The following is a 15,842-nucleotide window of genomic DNA, read 5'->3' as shown; positions in this document are numbered from 1 at the left end:
AACATATGGCTGCTTCATGTCCTGTTAGCACCAACGATGGCAAGGCCATCACCTGCACACCCACGCAAACCGGCTATTCCATCATCACAAGCGATGGTGCATTTAGTCGCCAGATCGACGTAACCCCGCCTCTGATTGAATGTGTCCCGCAATATGCCGATGCCATGCAACTGGCTTGGTTGTGTGTAGGCGTCATCATTGCTGCTTGGTGCATGTCTATCCTCAAGAGGCCAATCAAATAATGCCTATTGACCTATACGCACAAGCCATCGTTGCTACCCTCATTATCGCCGCCATGGTACTGACAAGATGAAATTCCTAGCCCTGATTCCCTTGCTCCTGATCGGGGCAAATGCTCAAGCTGCCACTATTGAAATTGGCACGCCGCAATATATCCGGCCCGTGGGTGATCAACTTTGGTATTTCCCCGGCAATGAGCGTGAATCTCCTCGCGTGGCTTGGCCCGGTATGGAAAACAATCCGCGAGATATTAACGTCCCCACAAGCAAGGGTCGCCTACCTGTCACTATCAATCAGAAAACTCCTGTTAGTCTGAATAAGCTAGGTGGCCCGATTGTTAATCTGGCTAAGCGTCTTGGCCCTGTGGGTGTTGCTTTCACAATCGCTGATGCGTTATGCAGTCTGGAAACCATTTGCCCTGCCCGTGACGGTTCTAATACTTGGGAAAAAGTCGAAGAACCCGATCCAGATTATCCTAGTGAAACGCCCCCTTATGGCTATTGGTGTTGTAATACTGAAATGCAACAACCAAGTAGGCTGCAGCCTACACCTGAGTTGGTTTGCAAGTATGCTGAAGCTAATTACCCGCCGCCTGTCGCCACTGGTGGATATGTTTTTAGGCCAGGTGGCGCTTTTGGTTATGGTGGTTGTGCTTATCAAAGCAATCCATCAACCATTGTCCAAAATATTGCAAGAACCACCGGATGTGCATCTGGATATTGGCTTGATGGTACTGTTTGTCGTAAAACTGATGATGGTCCTAAATATCGGCCTGTTGTGCCCGGCGATTGGGATACTGTTCCTGATAATCCGGGCCTTCATGATCCCGGTTTAATACCCGACATTCTGGATGGCGGTGAGCCTGTCCCTGTTGATACGCCGACCATTGATCCTAAAACCGTTCCCGGCCCGGCTGGCTCCACTACTGAAACTATTAGGAATGGTACGGGTGAGCCCATAGGCACTAAAACCACGGACACAACAGTCACGATCACACCGTCTGGTCCTACTACCGTTAACGTGACTGAAACTACCACTGTTACTGAAACGAACATTACCAACAACACGACGACAACGACCGTTTCCGAGACCACGTTGCCAAATAATGAAGATCAGACCGATAAAGACCCCGAGGATATTGAAACCGACAATGTCCAAGACACGGATTTAGAGACGTATGAAGTCCCTGACACCTTCACTTATGACTCATGGGGAGGCGGCTCTTGTCCCGGTGATCCTGCGGTATCTGTGCTTGGTAAATCTCTCGTTATTCCGGTGCATACCGTTTGCGATGGACTGACTATGCTACGTCCTGTAGTTCTCATTATTGCCGCGCTAGCTTCGGCATTTATCATCGTGGGGGCTGTGAAAGAATGAAATTCCTATTAGGTACGTTCTTCACCAATTCCGCCGGGGCCATTGCCAAGCGCATGTTGTCAGCCATTGGTGTTGGTGTGATTTCCTATGCAGGGGTAGCCACTGCCATGCAAACCGCTATTTCCTATGCGCAAAATGCCTATGCTGGGCTGGGTGGCTATATTGCTGCCTTTGTTGGGCTTGGTGGAGTAGGGGAGGCCATGGGTATGATCGCTGGCGCTCTGGCCTTTCGCGTTACTCTGTTGAGCATGTCCAAGATGGGGGTGATTCCTAAATGATTACCCTGATTACAGGCCAGCCCGGCAACGGTAAAACCTCGCATGTGGTGTGGCACTACATCAGGCCAGAAGTGGAAAAGAGGGTGGTTTACTACTGCGGTATACCCAAGCTGACATTACCCGCTATCCAGATCAGCCGTAAAGACCTCGAGCGCTGGCATGAGCTGGAACCCAAGAAAAACCCCGATGATGAGGATGAAGTTCAATTATTGAAGAATTTCCAAGAGGGCTCATTGATCGTGGTCGATGAGGTGCAGAAAAGCTGGAAGCCCGGCGGGACCACGATGGAGCAATACATAGAATATCTATGTGAACATCGCCATCACGGCCTTGATTTCGTCATCATGACGCAATACCCGCATTTGATTCATAAGACCGTTAGGGCGCTGGTCACCAAGCATATTCATATACGTAGCACGTGGAATGGTCGCACATTGAATGAGTGGCCAGAATGGCAGGAAAACCCGTCCACCAAGTCAGCCATATCCACTGCAGTGATTACCCGGTACACCATCCCAAAAGATGTATTCCCGCTCTACGAATCTGCCAGCATCCATACCAAGATCAAGCACAAGACACCGATGATGTTTAAGGTGTTTATTGCCATGCTGATCATCATCCCGATCATGGGCTACCTGTCTGTGAATCGCGTCATGGGAAAAATGGGCATATTCAAGGAAAAAGAATCCGCGGAAATCGTCCAGGACCAACTAATCCCAGCCATTACCCAAACCGTGACTGCTATGTCACCGGAACAAGTCGAGGCTGAGAAAGCTAAGCTTCAAGAACAAGAGGGCGTCCAACCGTCAGAACCTGTTGTGATCACCAAATCTCTACGTTTGGTTGATTCGTCTGTTGCATGGCCTGCTATTGCGGCCTGCGTTGATTTCAAAGGTGAATGCCGTTGCTATGGCGATGAAGGCGAACGTCTGGATGTGCCTGAAACTGCTTGCAGATCAGGTATCGAACACCGTTGGGCTGGTCGAGGGATGCCTGTCCAAGCATCTATCAAAGATAAAGAGAATGGAGAGTCTATCTAGATTAAAGTGTAAGATATACCTGCAAAAATTATTCATCATAATAATTAGCGGGGAGTGTTAAATGGAGTTTTATTCAATATTAAAAGATCCGATATATGCCAGCTTCATAAGTTTAATTGTAGGGGCGGTATTATCTTGGTTTCTTCAAGTTATTTTAAATCGGCGTGGTTTATTTACGTATTACACAACTCATAATACGGTTGGGATGAGTGCGAATGACACTGTTTTTGGTGAAGTTCTGGTAACTTTTAATGGTAACGCTGTACCTAATTTATATTTATCTACTCTTGAGTTAACAAATCGCAGTGCCAAAGATTATGAAAATATAACTGTAAAAATTTATACCAATACAACTAAACTATTTTCCGAGCAGACACATATCCAAAACACTCCTGATATTGTTCAATATACTCAAGAGTTTAAAGAGTTATTGTCTTTGGATAAGGGTGAGCCACCTACTGACTATCAAATTCAAACGTACAGATCTCAAAGGTGTTATTTAATACCTGTTATTAACCGTGGGCAGACAATTAAATTTGGTTATTTAAACTCTACAAATAATGATCACGTAGGTCATCCTTATATATACATGTCTATCAACGCAAAAGGTGTTCGGCTTGAATACAAGGAACCTTCAGCTACGATTTTGGGAATTCCAACTAATCATGCAGGGATGATGGGGTGTTTGTCAGGTTTAATACTTTTACCTTTTGTTACCTCTATAGATTCTCATTTTTTAATTGGCTTAATTTCATTTTCTTATGGGTTAGTAGCTCAACTGCCTGGCGTTGCATTAATTAAAAGCTGGAGAAAGATACGAGATTTCATTAGTGGTTAAATTTGCAGGGGTATGGGGACTGCTTTAAGTCCCCATATAGACCAGCGGCGTTTCCAGTGCTTAAAGCCTTTTTTCCGCGTGCGTTGATATCACAGTACTAAACCAACCGTTTTAACGCGCCCTGTAGACTAGAAAGAGATACATTTTTAGCCGATACCACTAAAACCCTCGATAGGTATCCTATCAAGGGTTTTTTATCGGCTGCGCAAGGCAACGACGAGGAAGAATGACGAGGAGGCGCGAAGCGCGTCCGCTAGATTTATATTACGGACACATTGCAACCGAGCAACGAATCACGGCTGTCGCAATCTGCCCGGGACGTATCAATAACAAGAAAAATCGCTTTATGAGTTATCAACCAAAACAGACGGAGCATGTAGATGTGCCGGATTGGGCAACAAAGCTAAGACACTTGTATTGGGTGATTCGTGTCGAGCGACACTCAAGGGTAAAGCGTAGGCGTTATTACAGATATGTCTTTAAGGAAAAGCTGCGTTTGGTGGAAATGGGATATGAGGTGGAGCTAGTGAATGCGATATGTAGGTATTACTGTGAACTCAGCATCGTTAGCAGCCGGCGTCTGCAAGAGGTGATTGACAATCCCAATCCCCAGATGAGGCTCAATTTTAATAGCCAGGACGATAATCTCATTACCTGATGATTTAACATAATATACATTATGCGAAGTAACGGCGATAATAAAAAAGGGCTGCTGCCGTCACGGCAACCAGGCTGCCGTTAAGATTTACCGCGCCATCCCCTGGCACGTTCAGCAAGGAAAAACTTAAGGCCAGACCCAGGATGATACCTGCGGCGGCTTTCCCACAGGCACCACGAAAAACCTTGAAGAATTCTCGCTTTTTCTCGTTCTTTTCATTCTCGGCGCTAATTTCAGCAATCACTACAGCAGGATCAATTTCTAGCGTCTCAGCTATTTTGAAACAGGCGTAATTATCAGGCGTGTGTCGGCCCTTGTAATAATCACTAACGCGGGATTCCGATAAATCCAAAGCTTTGGCAAGCGCATAGTTGCTTGTAATCCCAAGCTTTTTCTTACATTCATCGAAATATTCAATCTGTCTCATTTTTGCTCCTACGGTTGTCAGCATCATACACCTGAAAAATAGGTTGACAATATTCCAAGGTTGTAAGTATAAAGGCACACATACTACCAACCTCGGTAGTACAACTACCTAAGGAACTGAAAAATGGCAGACCCACAAACCAACGTCTCACCCCTTCCATCCGGCAAGATCGGCCTCCTGGAAGCGATTGTAGAAGGGCGCGTGCAGCGCATCGAACAACCCCAGGAGAGCGACTGGACCTATTTCACCGTCCAGCTCAAGGCCCGCGACGAGTACACCGCGCCCGGCTCCATCCAGATATCGCAGCCCGCCTCCCAGCGTCCATTCTGCCGCGAAGGCGACGTTATCCGCGCCAAGGTCGTCATCAGCGGATATGGCCGTCGCTACAACGGCAATTTGTACGTCACCAACACCCTGACTTTCGTCGAAACGCTCTAGTCAAAAAAACACCAAAATATTGGACGAACGTACAACGGAAAAAACTTGCAGTGCTAGTACCACTGCAAGTAATTCCCAGAAGTGGGAAAAATGGGGAGAAAAACACACATGCACGACATGAAATTCAACAGCGTCATTTGCGACTGGCTTTCATTCCGTCATGACTTCCAGCCCTACACGGAAAACCCTGTCCTGGAAGCAGGCAAAATACTCAAAATCGACCGCAATGGCGTCATCGAAAACGAAATCCAGCAATGGGAACAGATCAAGTGCTCCAGCTCCGACACCTCCATCCGCATCAAATGCGATGGCAAGCACATCTGGTTCCAGGGCAACATCGGCCGATTCCGCGAAGCCAACAACCTGCAAGGCCACACCCTGCAACAATGCTTCGACAAGGCAGCCACCTTCATCCGCGCATTCCTGCCCGGCGCAGACCTGCGTTTCCTCGGCACCACCGTCCGTGATGGCACCATCGGCGAATACGGCACCTACCTCACCCGCGTTGACCTCGCCGCCAACTTCCACACCGACGAATACCTGCAACTCTCCAACCAACTGGCCTCCCGTCGCATCGGCCAACGTGTCGCCCGCATAGGCAAGTACGGCCCGACCTGGGGCTATGACACCAAGCGCGGCCAGTACTGGAAAGCCAAGCTCTACGACAAGCTCGCCGAACTCGGAGGGCTGCGCACGCCCCACCCCAAGGCCACTACTGCCCGCTTCGAGGTGCAGTTAGGCAGCGAGTACCTCAGACAAAAAGGCCTCAACAAACTGATCAACTGGAAGAACGACATGGAAAAAATCGTCTATGGCAAGTTCGCAAGCCAGGCATTCGCGGAAAACGCCACCGTCGAGACCTGGACTGACATCCCTACCCGCCTCCGCCAACACGCCATCATGTGGCGCGATGGCGTAGACCCCAAGACCTACATGAGCAAGAGCGCCTATTACCGGGTTCGCGCTGCGCTCCTGGAATACGGCGTGGACATCAGCTCACCATGCAACGTCATGAACCTGACCCAGCGCGTCAGGACCATCCTGGTCCACGAGCTCGACGCCTACCGCCAAAAGGTGGCCTGACATGTACTACCACCCAGGCAGCAACCCCTATTTGGTGTCAGATCGTGACCAGGTACAGATCCACCGTGACACCAAACGCAACCGCCGCGCTCGCAACAACCTCGCGGCCCTGGTTATTGGCCTGCTGATCGGGGGCGCTCTCGCCTTCATCAGCGGCCTGTAAGCGCCGCCAGTCGCCCACTGGCATTAACTTGGAGAATCAAAATGTTGAAAAAAATCGGAAGTGTAGTTGTTGCCCTGGCCCCAATGTCCGCGTTTGCTGCGCTGCCTGAGAATATCGGCACCAGTGTGGCCGCTGCCCAGGCAGATGGCCAGGAACTGGGTTACCTGCTGCTCGGCATGGCCGTGGTCGTAGGCGTCGTGTTCTGGCTCAAGCGCAAGGCCTAAGCCATCATGGGTTATGACTACAAGGGATTCTGCCACGCCACGCAACAGCAGGCGCTGGACGCTTTCTACGGTAGCCATAACCCAATCCTGTTCCAGGACATCAACGGCCTGACCATGTACGAATACCAGCTCGTGTCAGGCCAATGGATATTCCAGAAGTCCACCATGGACCTCTCTGGCAACCGCACCATCACCTACCAGACCCAACCTACCTACCCGGTATTCAATACCTGCGATGAAGACGCATACCCATATGCGCAATTCATGCACGGATTGGAACTAGGCGGCGTAGTCGCTACCACCATGGTGTTGATGTGGTGTTTACGCGCCATCAGGCCATACAGGAACTGACCATGACACCGCTTGATATTTATGAATGGGCTGGCTTCCTGCTGGCCGTGCTGCCGACCTACATCCTATGCAAATAGCCCGTCTTTTATTCATGTGTTGCATGCTTTTATTCATCGCTCATGCATCGGCTGCAACAGAGCAAATAGAGGCTACCTATAGATGGTCTGCCAATGCTTCGGGTGCAACCGGTTTTTCATCCACTGCTCAACAAGCATGCGATGCTTTTGGCCCTACTCATGCGACTAACCAGAATAATGCCGCATTACCTGCACACAAGACTTATACCTACACTGGCCTTGTGACATCAGTTAATAATCAAACCAGTCTTTGTCAGGTAAAAAATGCTTCCAATGTAGATGGTAGTTTTTCTGTATCCCGTCAATGGGGTTGTACGCCTTTTACCGTCTGGAACTCTGGCAATAACGAAAAATACTATTGCACTGTCCCTGTCTGCGTTCCTCCTGAAGTGCGCCAGCCTGACGGCTCTTGTGGTGCTCCTCCGCCCCCGGAATGTGAACCTGGTTGCAATGGTGCTTGCGGCCAGCAAAAGACATTCAACCGGCTGCGCACACTCGCCTGCATCAGTCAATGCATTTACCGCCTGGGCGGTGGCATGGAAATTGAACTCGCTAACGGTCAGAGCAGGGCATACATGACCGTACAAGAAAACACCGGCGCATCCTGCACCCCAGAGCAGGAAACCGTCACGCCTGACCCTGTACCGTGCCCTGAGTGCGCCTGCCAAGATCAAGGTAAAAGCTACGCCGTCATGCAAGGCGTCGCCGTCTGCCTCGAACCCGGCACGCCGGGCAGTGAGCCGGTCAAGAAACAAGACCCGCCCAAGGTTGAAACCCACACTCCAGCTCCAACACCCGAGAACCCTAACCCTGAACCTGTCGTGACGGAAACACCCTCACCGGTGATTACCATCACGCCAGCGCCAGCGGGTTCACCTGCTGGCACTGCGCCAACCATTACAGAAACCACCACCAATGCAGACGGCTCAAGCACATCAACCCAGCAAAGCCAAGACGCGTTCTGTCAGGCCAACCCGACGCACAAGGTATGTCGTCAGGAGGATGCAAAAACCGACTGCGACAAATACCCCGATGCGATCGGCTGCCAGGTCATGGGCGACGTACCTGAATTCGAGCCACTGGAAACCAAGGAAATCGACATGAGCAGCATCGTGCTGCGCGAGCTCCCCAGCGACAACTCCTGCCCCGCCCCGCTGACCTACACCATCGGCGGCCACACCATCACCCTATCGTTTGACCCGATCTGCCAATACGCCAGCGCGTTCAAGCCCTTAGTGATTGCAGCAGCCTGGCTCTCTGCTGCCTTCATCATCGTCGGAGCCAGGAAGGATTCCATCTGATGCCATTGCCACTCGCCCCCATCTTGACCGCCCTCAGCGTTTACGCTGCTGGGCGCATCCTCACCGCCCTGGGATTCGGTTTCCTGGTCTATACCGGCGTCACCGAGCTCCAGGAGCAGTTCTATAACGCCATCAATGGCAACATTGGCGGACTGCCTGGCTCCATACTCAAGATCGCCACCCTGTACGGCTTCATCGAGTACGCCAAGATCGTCCTTGGCGCCATCTCCATGCGCCTGGCCTTGAAGTCCCTCAAGATACTGAGCCCGTTATGATTACCATCATTACCGGCGTCCCAGGCATGGGCAAAACAAGCCTTGTTGTGTCAATGATGATGAAGGAATTGGAAAAGGGCGAACGACCGTTTTTTGTTATGGGTATCCCGGACCTTGCCCTGGATCATTCGCCAGTCCCGCCGATTGTCGAATGGACCGAGAAACGGCCGGACCCCAATGACCCTAGCGTCGAGCTCGACTACTTCACCTTCCCGCCCAACTCCATCATCATCATTGACGAAGCCCAGCGCGTATACCGACCTCGCGCCAGCACAACCAAGGTGCCACCACATGTCGCAGCCCACGAGACCCACCGCCACACCGGCGTGGACTTCTGGCTAATGACGCAAAAGCCCATGCTCATCGACGCCCATATCCGTGAGCTCTGCGGCCGTCATATCCACATCCGCAACACCTTCACCGGCCGCAAGCTGTTCGAGTGGCCAGAGTTCACTGACGTCAAGACGAAAGCCAACTATGCCGATGCTGCTGTACGCCGTTTTAAGCCTCCTAAGCAGTCTTTTAATAATTACAAATCTGCTGAGCTCCACACCAAGCAGCCTTATCGACTGCATTACGTATGGCTTTTTCTGCCCGTAGCCGTGGGCTTCACCCTCTACCAGGGCTATGGCGTCTACAGCAACTATAAGCGCCACACTGACCGCAACGAAACCGTTGTCCAGGAAGAAACACCCAAGCTCGACGTCAAGCAATCGCTTAACCTGATCGGCAGCGACCAGGCGCCCGACCTCCAGCACGCCGTCGACACCAGGCCGGCACCACCGCTCAAGGTCGAACACCCGTATATGCAATACAAGTTCATCATCATGGCGACCATCACCAGCTCCACCAAGAAAGTCACCTACTACCGCCTGAGCAATGGCGACGGCCAGGACATCGATGTGACGGACAGAGACCTCACTGACCTGGGCTACGTCATCAACCAGCCGAATGAATGCTCTGCCTTCCTGTTCTTCAACGGCGCACACGTCACCGCGGCCTGTAACCGGCACGATGCCGCGCCACTGCGCGGTGGCGTGACGGATACAGGCAATGTCCTTCCAATGTGATCAAATGGGATTGGTGTCAAAAAATCCTCCTGCAGGAGCTGGCCAACCGGTTTCCTGACACCATTGGTGTCAATTTAGATCTGGACCAGGCCGGGATCTGACACCAATAAAAAAGCCCTCATTGCGAGGGCTTTGTTCTAGCTGTTGCGCATCAACGTACTGACCGCAATATCTTCATCAATCTCCGGCCAATGCACACCGATACCCTTCCCGATCAGCCGCCAGTTATGGCGCTGTGAGTCGTTCGCATCGCGCAGCCTGGGGAACCACTCCAAAGGCGCGGAAATCTCGCGGCCATCAGCCAGCACCATATGCAGCGCATCATTCGCAAAACTGACCTCAACAGCGTGAGCATCAAGCCTAATTGCTAAAGTACTCATTCCATCTCTCCAAAAACAGTTCCCGGTTTTCAATCACAAGCATCCGCAGCCGCTTCATCTCATGGCTACGGAAACCCTCCGAACTGGCAAGCTCCACCGGATTCAACCAGTATTTAGCCACCTTATCGCCATGCTCCACATGAATGTGGGGAGGTTCATTGCCCTCCATGCTGAAAAAGAAGAACCGGAAGCCTTGCGTCAATAAAATCGTTGGCATCTCAACTCCTCATACTGCTACCAATTATATATAAATTGGTGACAAATAATTACCTGGTACATCATCAACTGTCACCAATTGGTGTCAGATCAGCGCTGTCCAGGAGAATACTGTACCCCATCCCCCAGATAATCCAGCAGATTCATGCAGTGATACCCTGCAAGCTGCGATTGCCGCTGCAACCACTCTGCCCGCTCCTCCAGTTGCAAGTACTGCTCTCCCCTCTCAATCCCCGCCAACGCCTCGCGTACCTTCTCCTCGTCCTGGCCGATGTACACCCGCTTTCTCGGCTCCCCATTTTTGCTTGGATAGACCAGGTACAAATATTTGCCGTTCTTCCAGGTTGTGCCGGCGTAGGTGAGGCCCTGTTTTTTGAGGGCCAGCAACTGCGCCTGCACCCGGTTCCACTCATCGCGCCGTTGCCTGATCTTCTCCGACACCTCCAGCAATTTGCTCTCCACCTTATCCATGCTGGGCCAATCCGCATCCAGTGCCATCTCCCTGGTTGAAACATCTACAAGCTGCTTTGCCATCTCATTAGTCCTTTTCGCGTTGAAGGTCTGCCGTTGGTGAAGGCGTACCCCAACGGGGTACAGCCCTCGCCATACGGCATGGCCGACCAGCAACATTGGAGGAAATAAGGGTCAAGACTGAAACCCCGAAGGGGCGCGTAAATGGAGGGGACCCGCAACGCGGGGAGGAAACCGTTTAAGAGCGGTCTTGATGCTTATTTGCTCTAATGGTTCTAGCGATTGGTGTCAGTGTGTCCTATGCCAGGAGAGCTGTGACACCAATGCATTTCTATGGCATAGTCAAAATTTAATAATTATTAACAGGTCTAGAATGCCTATTTGCTTTGTTATTCAGCCTTTCGATAATGGAAAGTACGATAAAAGATTCAATGATGTTTACAAGCCGGCTATTGAGGCTGCTGGATATGAAGCCTATAGAGTAGATAAAGACCCAAGTGTTTCGATTCCTATTGAATCGATTGAGAGTGGAATTAAAGAAGCGACACTTTGTCTGGCTGACATTACATCCGACAATCCTAATGTATGGTACGAATTAGGATATGCATTTGCTTCAAACACTCCCGTTGTCATGGTTTGTTCAGACGAAAGACCAGGAAAAAAATACCCTTTTGATATTCAGCATCGCAACATCATTCCATACCAAGCTGACTCTCCCAGTGATTTTGAGAAGCTAAAACACACAATTACTACAAAAATAAAGGCTTTAATAGCTAAAGATAATAGGTTGCAAAAACTTTCAGAATCCACACCAATAGCCCCTGTTGAAGGGTTAAGCCAGCATGAGTTGATGGTGTTAGCTGTAATTGCAGGAGGCTCATCCTCGTCAAGTACAACGATTACTTTCTATGAGGCAAAAACTGATTCCGAAAGAGCTAATATCACAAATATTGGCTTTAACCTTGCTATTAGGAAACTGACCAGCAAACAACTAATCGAAGAAGTTGAAGAGCTAGATGAGAACTCAGGCTATTCATACAATGTTTTAACGGTGAGCAATAAAGGCTGGCAGTGGATTGAAGAAAATGAATCAAGATTTGTATTATTAAAGCCAGAAAACAATGACAACTTAGAAGATGATATTCCCTTTTAAAAACTAAATAATTATGCAAAAAAAACATCAAATATTTATTTCCTCCACTTTTATCGATTTAAAAGATGAAAGACAAGCAGCAGTTGAAGCAATTTTGTCCTCCGGGCATATACCAGCCGGCATGGAATTGTTTGCAGCAGGAAATGATGCACAAACTGTCGTTATTGAGAGATGGATTGATGATTCAGATATTTACATGCTGATATTAGGTTCAAGGTATGGCTCCATAAACCCAGCAAATGGTATTAGCTATACAGAACATGAATATGACTATGCAGTCAGTAAAGGAAAGCCAGTTTTTGCAGTCGTGCTTAGTGAGAATGCTATTGAGAAAAAAGAATTCACTGAAAGCGAAGTGGAAAAATATAAATCTTTCAAAAGCAAAGTATTATCAAGAATATCTAAGACAGTAGATGATTGTAAAGATATTAAAATTGCCATATTGGAATCAATCCGAGAATTAGAGAGGCGCTACAATTTACATGGATGGGTTCGCTCAGATAAACAGCCTGACATTTCCCCACTAATTGAGCAGATTGGTAGAATTTCTAATGAAAATAATGAATTGAAGAAAAAGCTGGATAAGCTTCCTTCTGTGATAGAGAAAGAAATTGACCTTGTAAATATCGATGAAGTTATAACGCTCTCAATTGAGTATAGAAAAGATTACAACCCCAGATCAAAAACAACACGCAGTGTAAAAATTTCTTGGCGTGAACTATTTGCTATATTTAGTCCGACTCTACTGGAAAGCCGTACAGATGCATACATGCAATCATATATTGCAAGACAGTTAATTGAATTAGAAGGTGGTTTTTTCTACTCAGGCGATATCGTTGAGCAAAATTTCAATACAATTAAAATTCAATTTATGGCGTTGAAATTAATTGAAGTTAACCGTCTAAAAACTGTAAATAATGGATATGCACTCTTCTGGCAATTAACTTCTTCTGGTAAATCATTGATGATGCAGCTTAGAACTGTTAAAAATCGGAAATAATCATTTTTTATTTAATATAGATAACGTAATTACCCATTATACGAAACATGATGATCAGCTAAAAATCATCATGGTTGTGAAAATCGAGCCTCAATTGCACTACGGGTGCATCCATCAATTCGATCATTTTTCTGCCAGCAACGACGCTATAGCTGCATAAGTATCTGGAAGTCACTTCTATCAACTCTTGATCAATCCCCATTTCAGCAAGTCTTAGTTTTTCCTTGGCAATCCATCTATAGAGCTTTCTACGCTTTGCCGATTTTGGTTTTTCCACGCGCAGCATGAAATACCACAGGTACGGCTTGTGACTTACCCAGTCTGGACGTCGGTAACGCCTTGATAATGAAGACAAGCAATTCATAACGATCCAGCGCAGGAAAAAGCTAGAGACGCTTTCATCGAGCCAAGCCCCGAAAGGGGCCTTATCTTCAATTCAGGTGAATCCTGCGGGATCTGCCCTCACCTGATCATATGCATGATCGTGCTTTTCTTGAGGTTTGTTTAACTCAACCGATTACTCGTCTTGATAGCGACCAATCTCTGAATAACGGCAGGAGATTCTTCTTGCTCTACTATCCCTTCACTATAGGCAATGACTTTAAGAAAGGGAATGTAACTGATTAATAATTCATTGCTTTTTAGTAGGAAGTCTGGGTTTCTTGGTCGACCATATTGCTCGTGACCTTCCATAAAGGTTTCATAAATCAGTACGCCGGAAGATGCGAGGCTATTCGCCAGCAAGGGGAGTAAAGGGCGATGAAGGTAGCGGCAGACGATAATGGCATCGAACTGTTCTTTCGAGTAAGGCCAGTATCCTTGTTCTAGGTCTTGTAGCTGGGTATCAACACTAGGCGCTTGGTTTTTAAGAATGCTCAGCGCAGCTGCATCGCGATCCACAGCAGTGACCCTAAACCCTTGCTGGGCAAGCCATATTGCATTACGCCCATGCCCTGAGGCGACATCCAGAACTTTTCCTCCTGTTTTGATGTAATGGCTATACTGCATAAGCCACGCGGAGGGCTGTGATGTCATTAATGCTGAATGATTCACGAGATTAAGCCTGAAGAATGTGGATATGTTTAGTGTTTAATAACATGCTGACTGGTTGATGAGTTGCCAGTGGCATGGAGCTCGCACACTGTAGTTCAAATCGCTGGCTTGTACCTGGTAGGTTGATACTGACCAGCCACTGATCTCCCAAGCGAAGGCATTGATCAATGTTCCCAGTGAGATGAGTGGCTTCTTCATGTTGATGAGTCAAAAGCAAAGCATGGTGAGGCACGCACCACTCTATCGTTGAGCCAACAGAAAGCCTGTGTGCTACTGCTAGTGTCTGGCTGCCCAGCGATAGTAGGCTATGGTTTTCCGTTACAGATACAACCGTGCTGGAGAAAATATTTCGCAGCCCAACCTGTGCAGCCACTGCCCTATTCACTGGACGCTGCATGATTGCATCAGGCGTACCCTGTTGCAAAATGCAACCCTGCCCCATTACGGCAATATGGTCTGCCAACAATTGAGCTTCATGCAGGTTGTGAGTCACCAATATCATGGGAATGTTGAGCTGAGGTTTTAGCTCTGCCAGGGTACGATACAAGTCCTCCCGTGTCATGCTGTCTAGCGCTGAAAATGGCTCATCCAGCAATAACATGCTTGGATGGGCAGCAAGCGCCCGGGCCAGGGCAACACGCTGTTGTTGCCCTCCAGAGAGCGTGGCTGGCTTGCGATGAGCCAAGTCACTGAGTTTTACTTTCTTCAGCCATGTTTGGGCGCGGGTTGATTGCTCCTGGCTCGGCAAACCATGTAGCGCAGCCTTTACGTTTTGCAGCGCGGTCATATGAGGAAATAGGCCATAATGCTGCGGGACGTATCCAATATGACGTTGCTGAGGTGTTAACTTGACTACCTCATTGCACCAGATCTCATTATTCAGGCGGATATATCCAGATTCGGCATGCTGCAAGCCTGCGATCATGCGTAACAAAGTCGATTTTCCGCAACCTGATGGTCCCAGCAATGCCAACAACTCCCCTGCCTTGCAGTTCAGTGTAGCCTTCAATGCAAAAGGCCGTTGCTGGCTAATGTCGAGCCGGAGTTCAGATGTCATGATAATTACCGCGTCGGCCAAAGCGCCGTGAGAGACTATTGGCAAGCGCCAGCACAATAATTGAGAACACCAGCAACATCAGCGACATGTTACCTGCCGCCTCAAAATCCAGTGCTTGTACACGGTCATAAATACTGATGGCAATCGTCTTGGTTTCACCTGGCAAGCTGCCACCAACCATCAAGACAACGCCAAACTCGCCCAGGGTGTGGGCAAAAGTCAGTACCATGGCTGTCACGATACCTGGCCAAGCCAAAGGCAGTTCAACTGTCAACAGCGTGCGTAAAGAGGACATGCCGCAACACGCAGCAGCGTCGCGCACTTCTTGTGGAATAGATTCGAATCCTCGCTGGATAGGCTGCACAGCAAAGGGAATGTTGACGATGATGGAGGCAATCAACAAACCGGAAAAGTGAAAGACGAGCAAGTGGCCTGTCCATTGCGCTAGCCATTGCCCAAGCCATGACTGACTACCAAGCCCTACTAGCAGGTAATAACCAACGACAGTAGGTGGCAGCACCAAGGGCACTGCCAACAAGGCTTCGATCACTGGTTTACCCATACATTGGCGATAAGCCAACCACCGGGCTGCCAATAGCGCCAGCGGGATGAGCACAAGAATGGTCATGCCCCCCAGCTTGAGTGACAGCCCTAAGGCAACCCAATCCATCA

At 49.0% G+C, this 15,842-nt stretch carries 24 protein-coding genes; 16 read left to right on the top strand and 8 right to left on the bottom strand.

What is annotated here, in order from left to right; translation table 11 throughout:
- Positions 1–5: 5 nt before the first annotated feature.
- From LG202_RS04480 to LG202_RS04455, 6 genes are all read left to right on the top strand, one after another.
- Complete coding sequence (locus tag LG202_RS04480) at positions 6–242, top strand: hypothetical protein (protein WP_230347212.1); 237 nt, start codon at positions 6–8, stop codon at positions 240–242.
- Between the two features lie 67 nt (positions 243–309).
- A complete protein-coding gene (locus LG202_RS04475) occupies positions 310–1,617 on the top strand; it encodes a virulence factor TspB C-terminal domain-related protein (protein WP_230347211.1) in 1,308 nt (435 codons plus the stop codon).
- Positions 1,614–1,895 (top strand): DUF2523 domain-containing protein, encoded by a 282-nt coding sequence (locus LG202_RS04470; RefSeq protein WP_230347210.1) that lies wholly within the window; start codon positions 1,614–1,616, stop codon positions 1,893–1,895. The genes LG202_RS04475 and LG202_RS04470 overlap by 4 nt, the downstream gene beginning before the upstream one ends.
- Positions 1,892–2,935, top strand: coding sequence for a zonular occludens toxin domain-containing protein (locus LG202_RS04465; RefSeq protein WP_230347209.1), 1,044 nt, complete (start codon positions 1,892–1,894; stop codon positions 2,933–2,935). Before LG202_RS04470 ends, LG202_RS04465 begins: the two co-directional genes overlap by 4 nt.
- Positions 2,936–2,996: 61 nt before the next feature.
- Positions 2,997–3,773 (top strand): hypothetical protein, encoded by a 777-nt coding sequence (locus LG202_RS04460; RefSeq protein WP_230347208.1) that lies wholly within the window; start codon positions 2,997–2,999, stop codon positions 3,771–3,773.
- Positions 3,774–3,999: 226 nt separating this feature from the next.
- Entirely contained in the window at positions 4,000–4,431 is a 432-nt protein-coding gene (locus LG202_RS04455) for a hypothetical protein (protein ID WP_230347207.1), read from the top strand.
- Positions 4,432–4,450: 19 nt separating this feature from the next.
- On the opposite strand, the gene LG202_RS04450 is transcribed toward LG202_RS04455, so the two are convergent.
- Entirely contained in the window at positions 4,451–4,858 is a 408-nt protein-coding gene (locus tag LG202_RS04450; RefSeq protein ID WP_230347206.1) for a helix-turn-helix domain-containing protein, read from the bottom strand.
- Between the two features lie 123 nt (positions 4,859–4,981).
- Between LG202_RS04450 and LG202_RS04445 the strand changes: the two genes are divergently transcribed.
- The 8 genes from LG202_RS04445 to LG202_RS04410 all read left to right on the top strand — a co-directional run bounded on the left by LG202_RS04445 (position 4,982) and on the right by LG202_RS04410 (position 9,840).
- Complete coding sequence (locus LG202_RS04445) at positions 4,982–5,296, top strand: hypothetical protein (RefSeq protein WP_230347205.1); 315 nt, start codon at positions 4,982–4,984, stop codon at positions 5,294–5,296.
- A 108-nt stretch (positions 5,297–5,404) separates the two neighbouring features.
- Positions 5,405–6,379, top strand: a complete 975-nt coding sequence (locus LG202_RS04440) for a phage/plasmid replication domain-containing protein (protein WP_230347204.1) — start codon at positions 5,405–5,407, stop codon at positions 6,377–6,379.
- A gap of 1 nt (position 6,380) precedes the next feature.
- Positions 6,381–6,542, top strand: coding sequence for a hypothetical protein (locus LG202_RS04435; protein WP_230347203.1), 162 nt, complete (start codon positions 6,381–6,383; stop codon positions 6,540–6,542).
- A gap of 41 nt (positions 6,543–6,583) precedes the next feature.
- Complete coding sequence (locus LG202_RS04430) at positions 6,584–6,766, top strand: major capsid protein (protein ID WP_230347202.1); 183 nt, start codon at positions 6,584–6,586, stop codon at positions 6,764–6,766.
- Between the two features lie 6 nt (positions 6,767–6,772).
- Positions 6,773–7,117, top strand: coding sequence for a hypothetical protein (locus LG202_RS04425; protein ID WP_230347201.1), 345 nt, complete (start codon positions 6,773–6,775; stop codon positions 7,115–7,117).
- Positions 7,118–7,217: 100 nt separating this feature from the next.
- A complete protein-coding gene (locus tag LG202_RS04420) occupies positions 7,218–8,495 on the top strand; it encodes a virulence factor TspB C-terminal domain-related protein (protein ID WP_230347200.1) in 1,278 nt (425 codons plus the stop codon).
- Entirely contained in the window at positions 8,495–8,770 is a 276-nt protein-coding gene (locus LG202_RS04415; protein WP_230347199.1) for a DUF2523 domain-containing protein, read from the top strand. Before LG202_RS04420 ends, LG202_RS04415 begins: the two co-directional genes overlap by 1 nt.
- Positions 8,767–9,840, top strand: a complete 1,074-nt coding sequence (locus LG202_RS04410; protein ID WP_230347198.1) for a zonular occludens toxin domain-containing protein — start codon at positions 8,767–8,769, stop codon at positions 9,838–9,840. Before LG202_RS04415 ends, LG202_RS04410 begins: the two co-directional genes overlap by 4 nt.
- A gap of 137 nt (positions 9,841–9,977) precedes the next feature.
- On the opposite strand, the gene LG202_RS04405 is transcribed toward LG202_RS04410, so the two are convergent.
- From LG202_RS04405 to LG202_RS04395, 3 genes are all read right to left on the bottom strand, one after another.
- Positions 9,978–10,220, bottom strand: coding sequence for a DUF2442 domain-containing protein (locus LG202_RS04405; protein WP_230347197.1), 243 nt, complete (start codon positions 10,218–10,220; stop codon positions 9,978–9,980).
- Positions 10,201–10,437, bottom strand: coding sequence for a DUF4160 domain-containing protein (locus LG202_RS04400; protein ID WP_230347196.1), 237 nt, complete (start codon positions 10,435–10,437; stop codon positions 10,201–10,203). Before LG202_RS04400 ends, LG202_RS04405 begins: the two co-directional genes overlap by 20 nt.
- 89 nt (positions 10,438–10,526) lie before the next feature.
- Positions 10,527–10,970 carry a hypothetical protein gene (locus tag LG202_RS04395; RefSeq protein WP_230347195.1) on the bottom strand — a complete coding sequence of 148 codons (444 nt, stop codon included), beginning with the start codon at positions 10,968–10,970 and terminating at the stop codon, positions 10,527–10,529.
- Between the two features lie 310 nt (positions 10,971–11,280).
- Here LG202_RS04395 and LG202_RS04390 point away from each other — a divergent pair, with 310 nt between their 5' ends.
- Positions 11,281–12,060, top strand: a complete 780-nt coding sequence (locus LG202_RS04390) for a nucleoside 2-deoxyribosyltransferase (RefSeq protein WP_230347194.1) — start codon at positions 11,281–11,283, stop codon at positions 12,058–12,060.
- A 13-nt stretch (positions 12,061–12,073) separates the two neighbouring features.
- Positions 12,074–13,060 carry a DUF4062 domain-containing protein gene (locus LG202_RS04385; protein ID WP_230347193.1) on the top strand — a complete coding sequence of 329 codons (987 nt, stop codon included), beginning with the start codon at positions 12,074–12,076 and terminating at the stop codon, positions 13,058–13,060.
- A gap of 58 nt (positions 13,061–13,118) precedes the next feature.
- Here LG202_RS04385 and LG202_RS04380 read toward each other — a convergent pair whose 3' ends face one another.
- The 4 genes from LG202_RS04380 to modB all read right to left on the bottom strand — a co-directional run bounded on the left by LG202_RS04380 (position 13,119) and on the right by modB (position 15,840).
- Positions 13,119–13,346 (bottom strand): hypothetical protein, encoded by a 228-nt coding sequence (locus LG202_RS04380; RefSeq protein ID WP_230347192.1) that lies wholly within the window; start codon positions 13,344–13,346, stop codon positions 13,119–13,121.
- 218 nt (positions 13,347–13,564) lie between these two features.
- Positions 13,565–14,113: a methyltransferase domain-containing protein gene (locus LG202_RS04375; protein ID WP_230347191.1), complete on the bottom strand. Its 549-nt coding sequence runs from the start codon at positions 14,111–14,113 to the stop codon at positions 13,565–13,567.
- 4 nt (positions 14,114–14,117) lie between these two features.
- Positions 14,118–15,170 (bottom strand): ABC transporter ATP-binding protein, encoded by a 1,053-nt coding sequence (locus LG202_RS04370; RefSeq protein ID WP_230347190.1) that lies wholly within the window; start codon positions 15,168–15,170, stop codon positions 14,118–14,120.
- The gene (gene modB, locus LG202_RS04365; RefSeq protein ID WP_230347189.1) at positions 15,160–15,840 is read right to left on the bottom strand and encodes a molybdate ABC transporter permease subunit; all 681 of its coding nucleotides are present in this window, start codon (positions 15,838–15,840) and stop codon (positions 15,160–15,162) included. The genes LG202_RS04370 and modB overlap by 11 nt, the downstream gene beginning before the upstream one ends.
- Positions 15,841–15,842 lie beyond the last annotated feature (2 nt).

The sequence above is a fragment of the Methylobacillus methanolivorans genome (assembly GCF_054588515.1).
Note: the sequence above shows the minus strand (reverse complement) of the source record. Positions and strands in the feature narration are given on the sequence as shown.

Coding starts and splice junctions, on each gene's coding strand:
- LG202_RS04480 (WP_230347212.1), top strand. CDS start 6: ATGGCTGCTTCATGTCCTGTTAGCACCAACGATGGCAAGGCCATCACC.
- LG202_RS04475 (WP_230347211.1), top strand. CDS start 310: ATGAAATTCCTAGCCCTGATTCCCTTGCTCCTGATCGGGGCAAATGCT.
- LG202_RS04470 (WP_230347210.1), top strand. CDS start 1,614: ATGAAATTCCTATTAGGTACGTTCTTCACCAATTCCGCCGGGGCCATT.
- LG202_RS04465 (WP_230347209.1), top strand. CDS start 1,892: ATGATTACCCTGATTACAGGCCAGCCCGGCAACGGTAAAACCTCGCAT.
- LG202_RS04460 (WP_230347208.1), top strand. CDS start 2,997: ATGGAGTTTTATTCAATATTAAAAGATCCGATATATGCCAGCTTCATA.
- LG202_RS04455 (WP_230347207.1), top strand. CDS start 4,000: ATGACGAGGAGGCGCGAAGCGCGTCCGCTAGATTTATATTACGGACAC.
- LG202_RS04450 (WP_230347206.1), bottom strand. CDS start 4,858: ATGAGACAGATTGAATATTTCGATGAATGTAAGAAAAAGCTTGGGATT.
- LG202_RS04445 (WP_230347205.1), top strand. CDS start 4,982: ATGGCAGACCCACAAACCAACGTCTCACCCCTTCCATCCGGCAAGATC.
- LG202_RS04440 (WP_230347204.1), top strand. CDS start 5,405: ATGCACGACATGAAATTCAACAGCGTCATTTGCGACTGGCTTTCATTC.
- LG202_RS04435 (WP_230347203.1), top strand. CDS start 6,381: ATGTACTACCACCCAGGCAGCAACCCCTATTTGGTGTCAGATCGTGAC.
- LG202_RS04430 (WP_230347202.1), top strand. CDS start 6,584: ATGTTGAAAAAAATCGGAAGTGTAGTTGTTGCCCTGGCCCCAATGTCC.
- LG202_RS04425 (WP_230347201.1), top strand. CDS start 6,773: ATGGGTTATGACTACAAGGGATTCTGCCACGCCACGCAACAGCAGGCG.
- LG202_RS04420 (WP_230347200.1), top strand. CDS start 7,218: ATGCTTTTATTCATCGCTCATGCATCGGCTGCAACAGAGCAAATAGAG.
- LG202_RS04415 (WP_230347199.1), top strand. CDS start 8,495: ATGCCATTGCCACTCGCCCCCATCTTGACCGCCCTCAGCGTTTACGCT.
- LG202_RS04410 (WP_230347198.1), top strand. CDS start 8,767: ATGATTACCATCATTACCGGCGTCCCAGGCATGGGCAAAACAAGCCTT.
- LG202_RS04405 (WP_230347197.1), bottom strand. CDS start 10,220: ATGAGTACTTTAGCAATTAGGCTTGATGCTCACGCTGTTGAGGTCAGT.
- LG202_RS04400 (WP_230347196.1), bottom strand. CDS start 10,437: ATGCCAACGATTTTATTGACGCAAGGCTTCCGGTTCTTCTTTTTCAGC.
- LG202_RS04395 (WP_230347195.1), bottom strand. CDS start 10,970: ATGGCAAAGCAGCTTGTAGATGTTTCAACCAGGGAGATGGCACTGGAT.
- LG202_RS04390 (WP_230347194.1), top strand. CDS start 11,281: ATGCCTATTTGCTTTGTTATTCAGCCTTTCGATAATGGAAAGTACGAT.
- LG202_RS04385 (WP_230347193.1), top strand. CDS start 12,074: ATGCAAAAAAAACATCAAATATTTATTTCCTCCACTTTTATCGATTTA.
- LG202_RS04380 (WP_230347192.1), bottom strand. CDS start 13,346: ATGCTGCGCGTGGAAAAACCAAAATCGGCAAAGCGTAGAAAGCTCTAT.
- LG202_RS04370 (WP_230347190.1), bottom strand. CDS start 15,170: ATGACATCTGAACTCCGGCTCGACATTAGCCAGCAACGGCCTTTTGCA.
- modB (WP_230347189.1), bottom strand. CDS start 15,840: ATGGATTGGGTTGCCTTAGGGCTGTCACTCAAGCTGGGGGGCATGACC.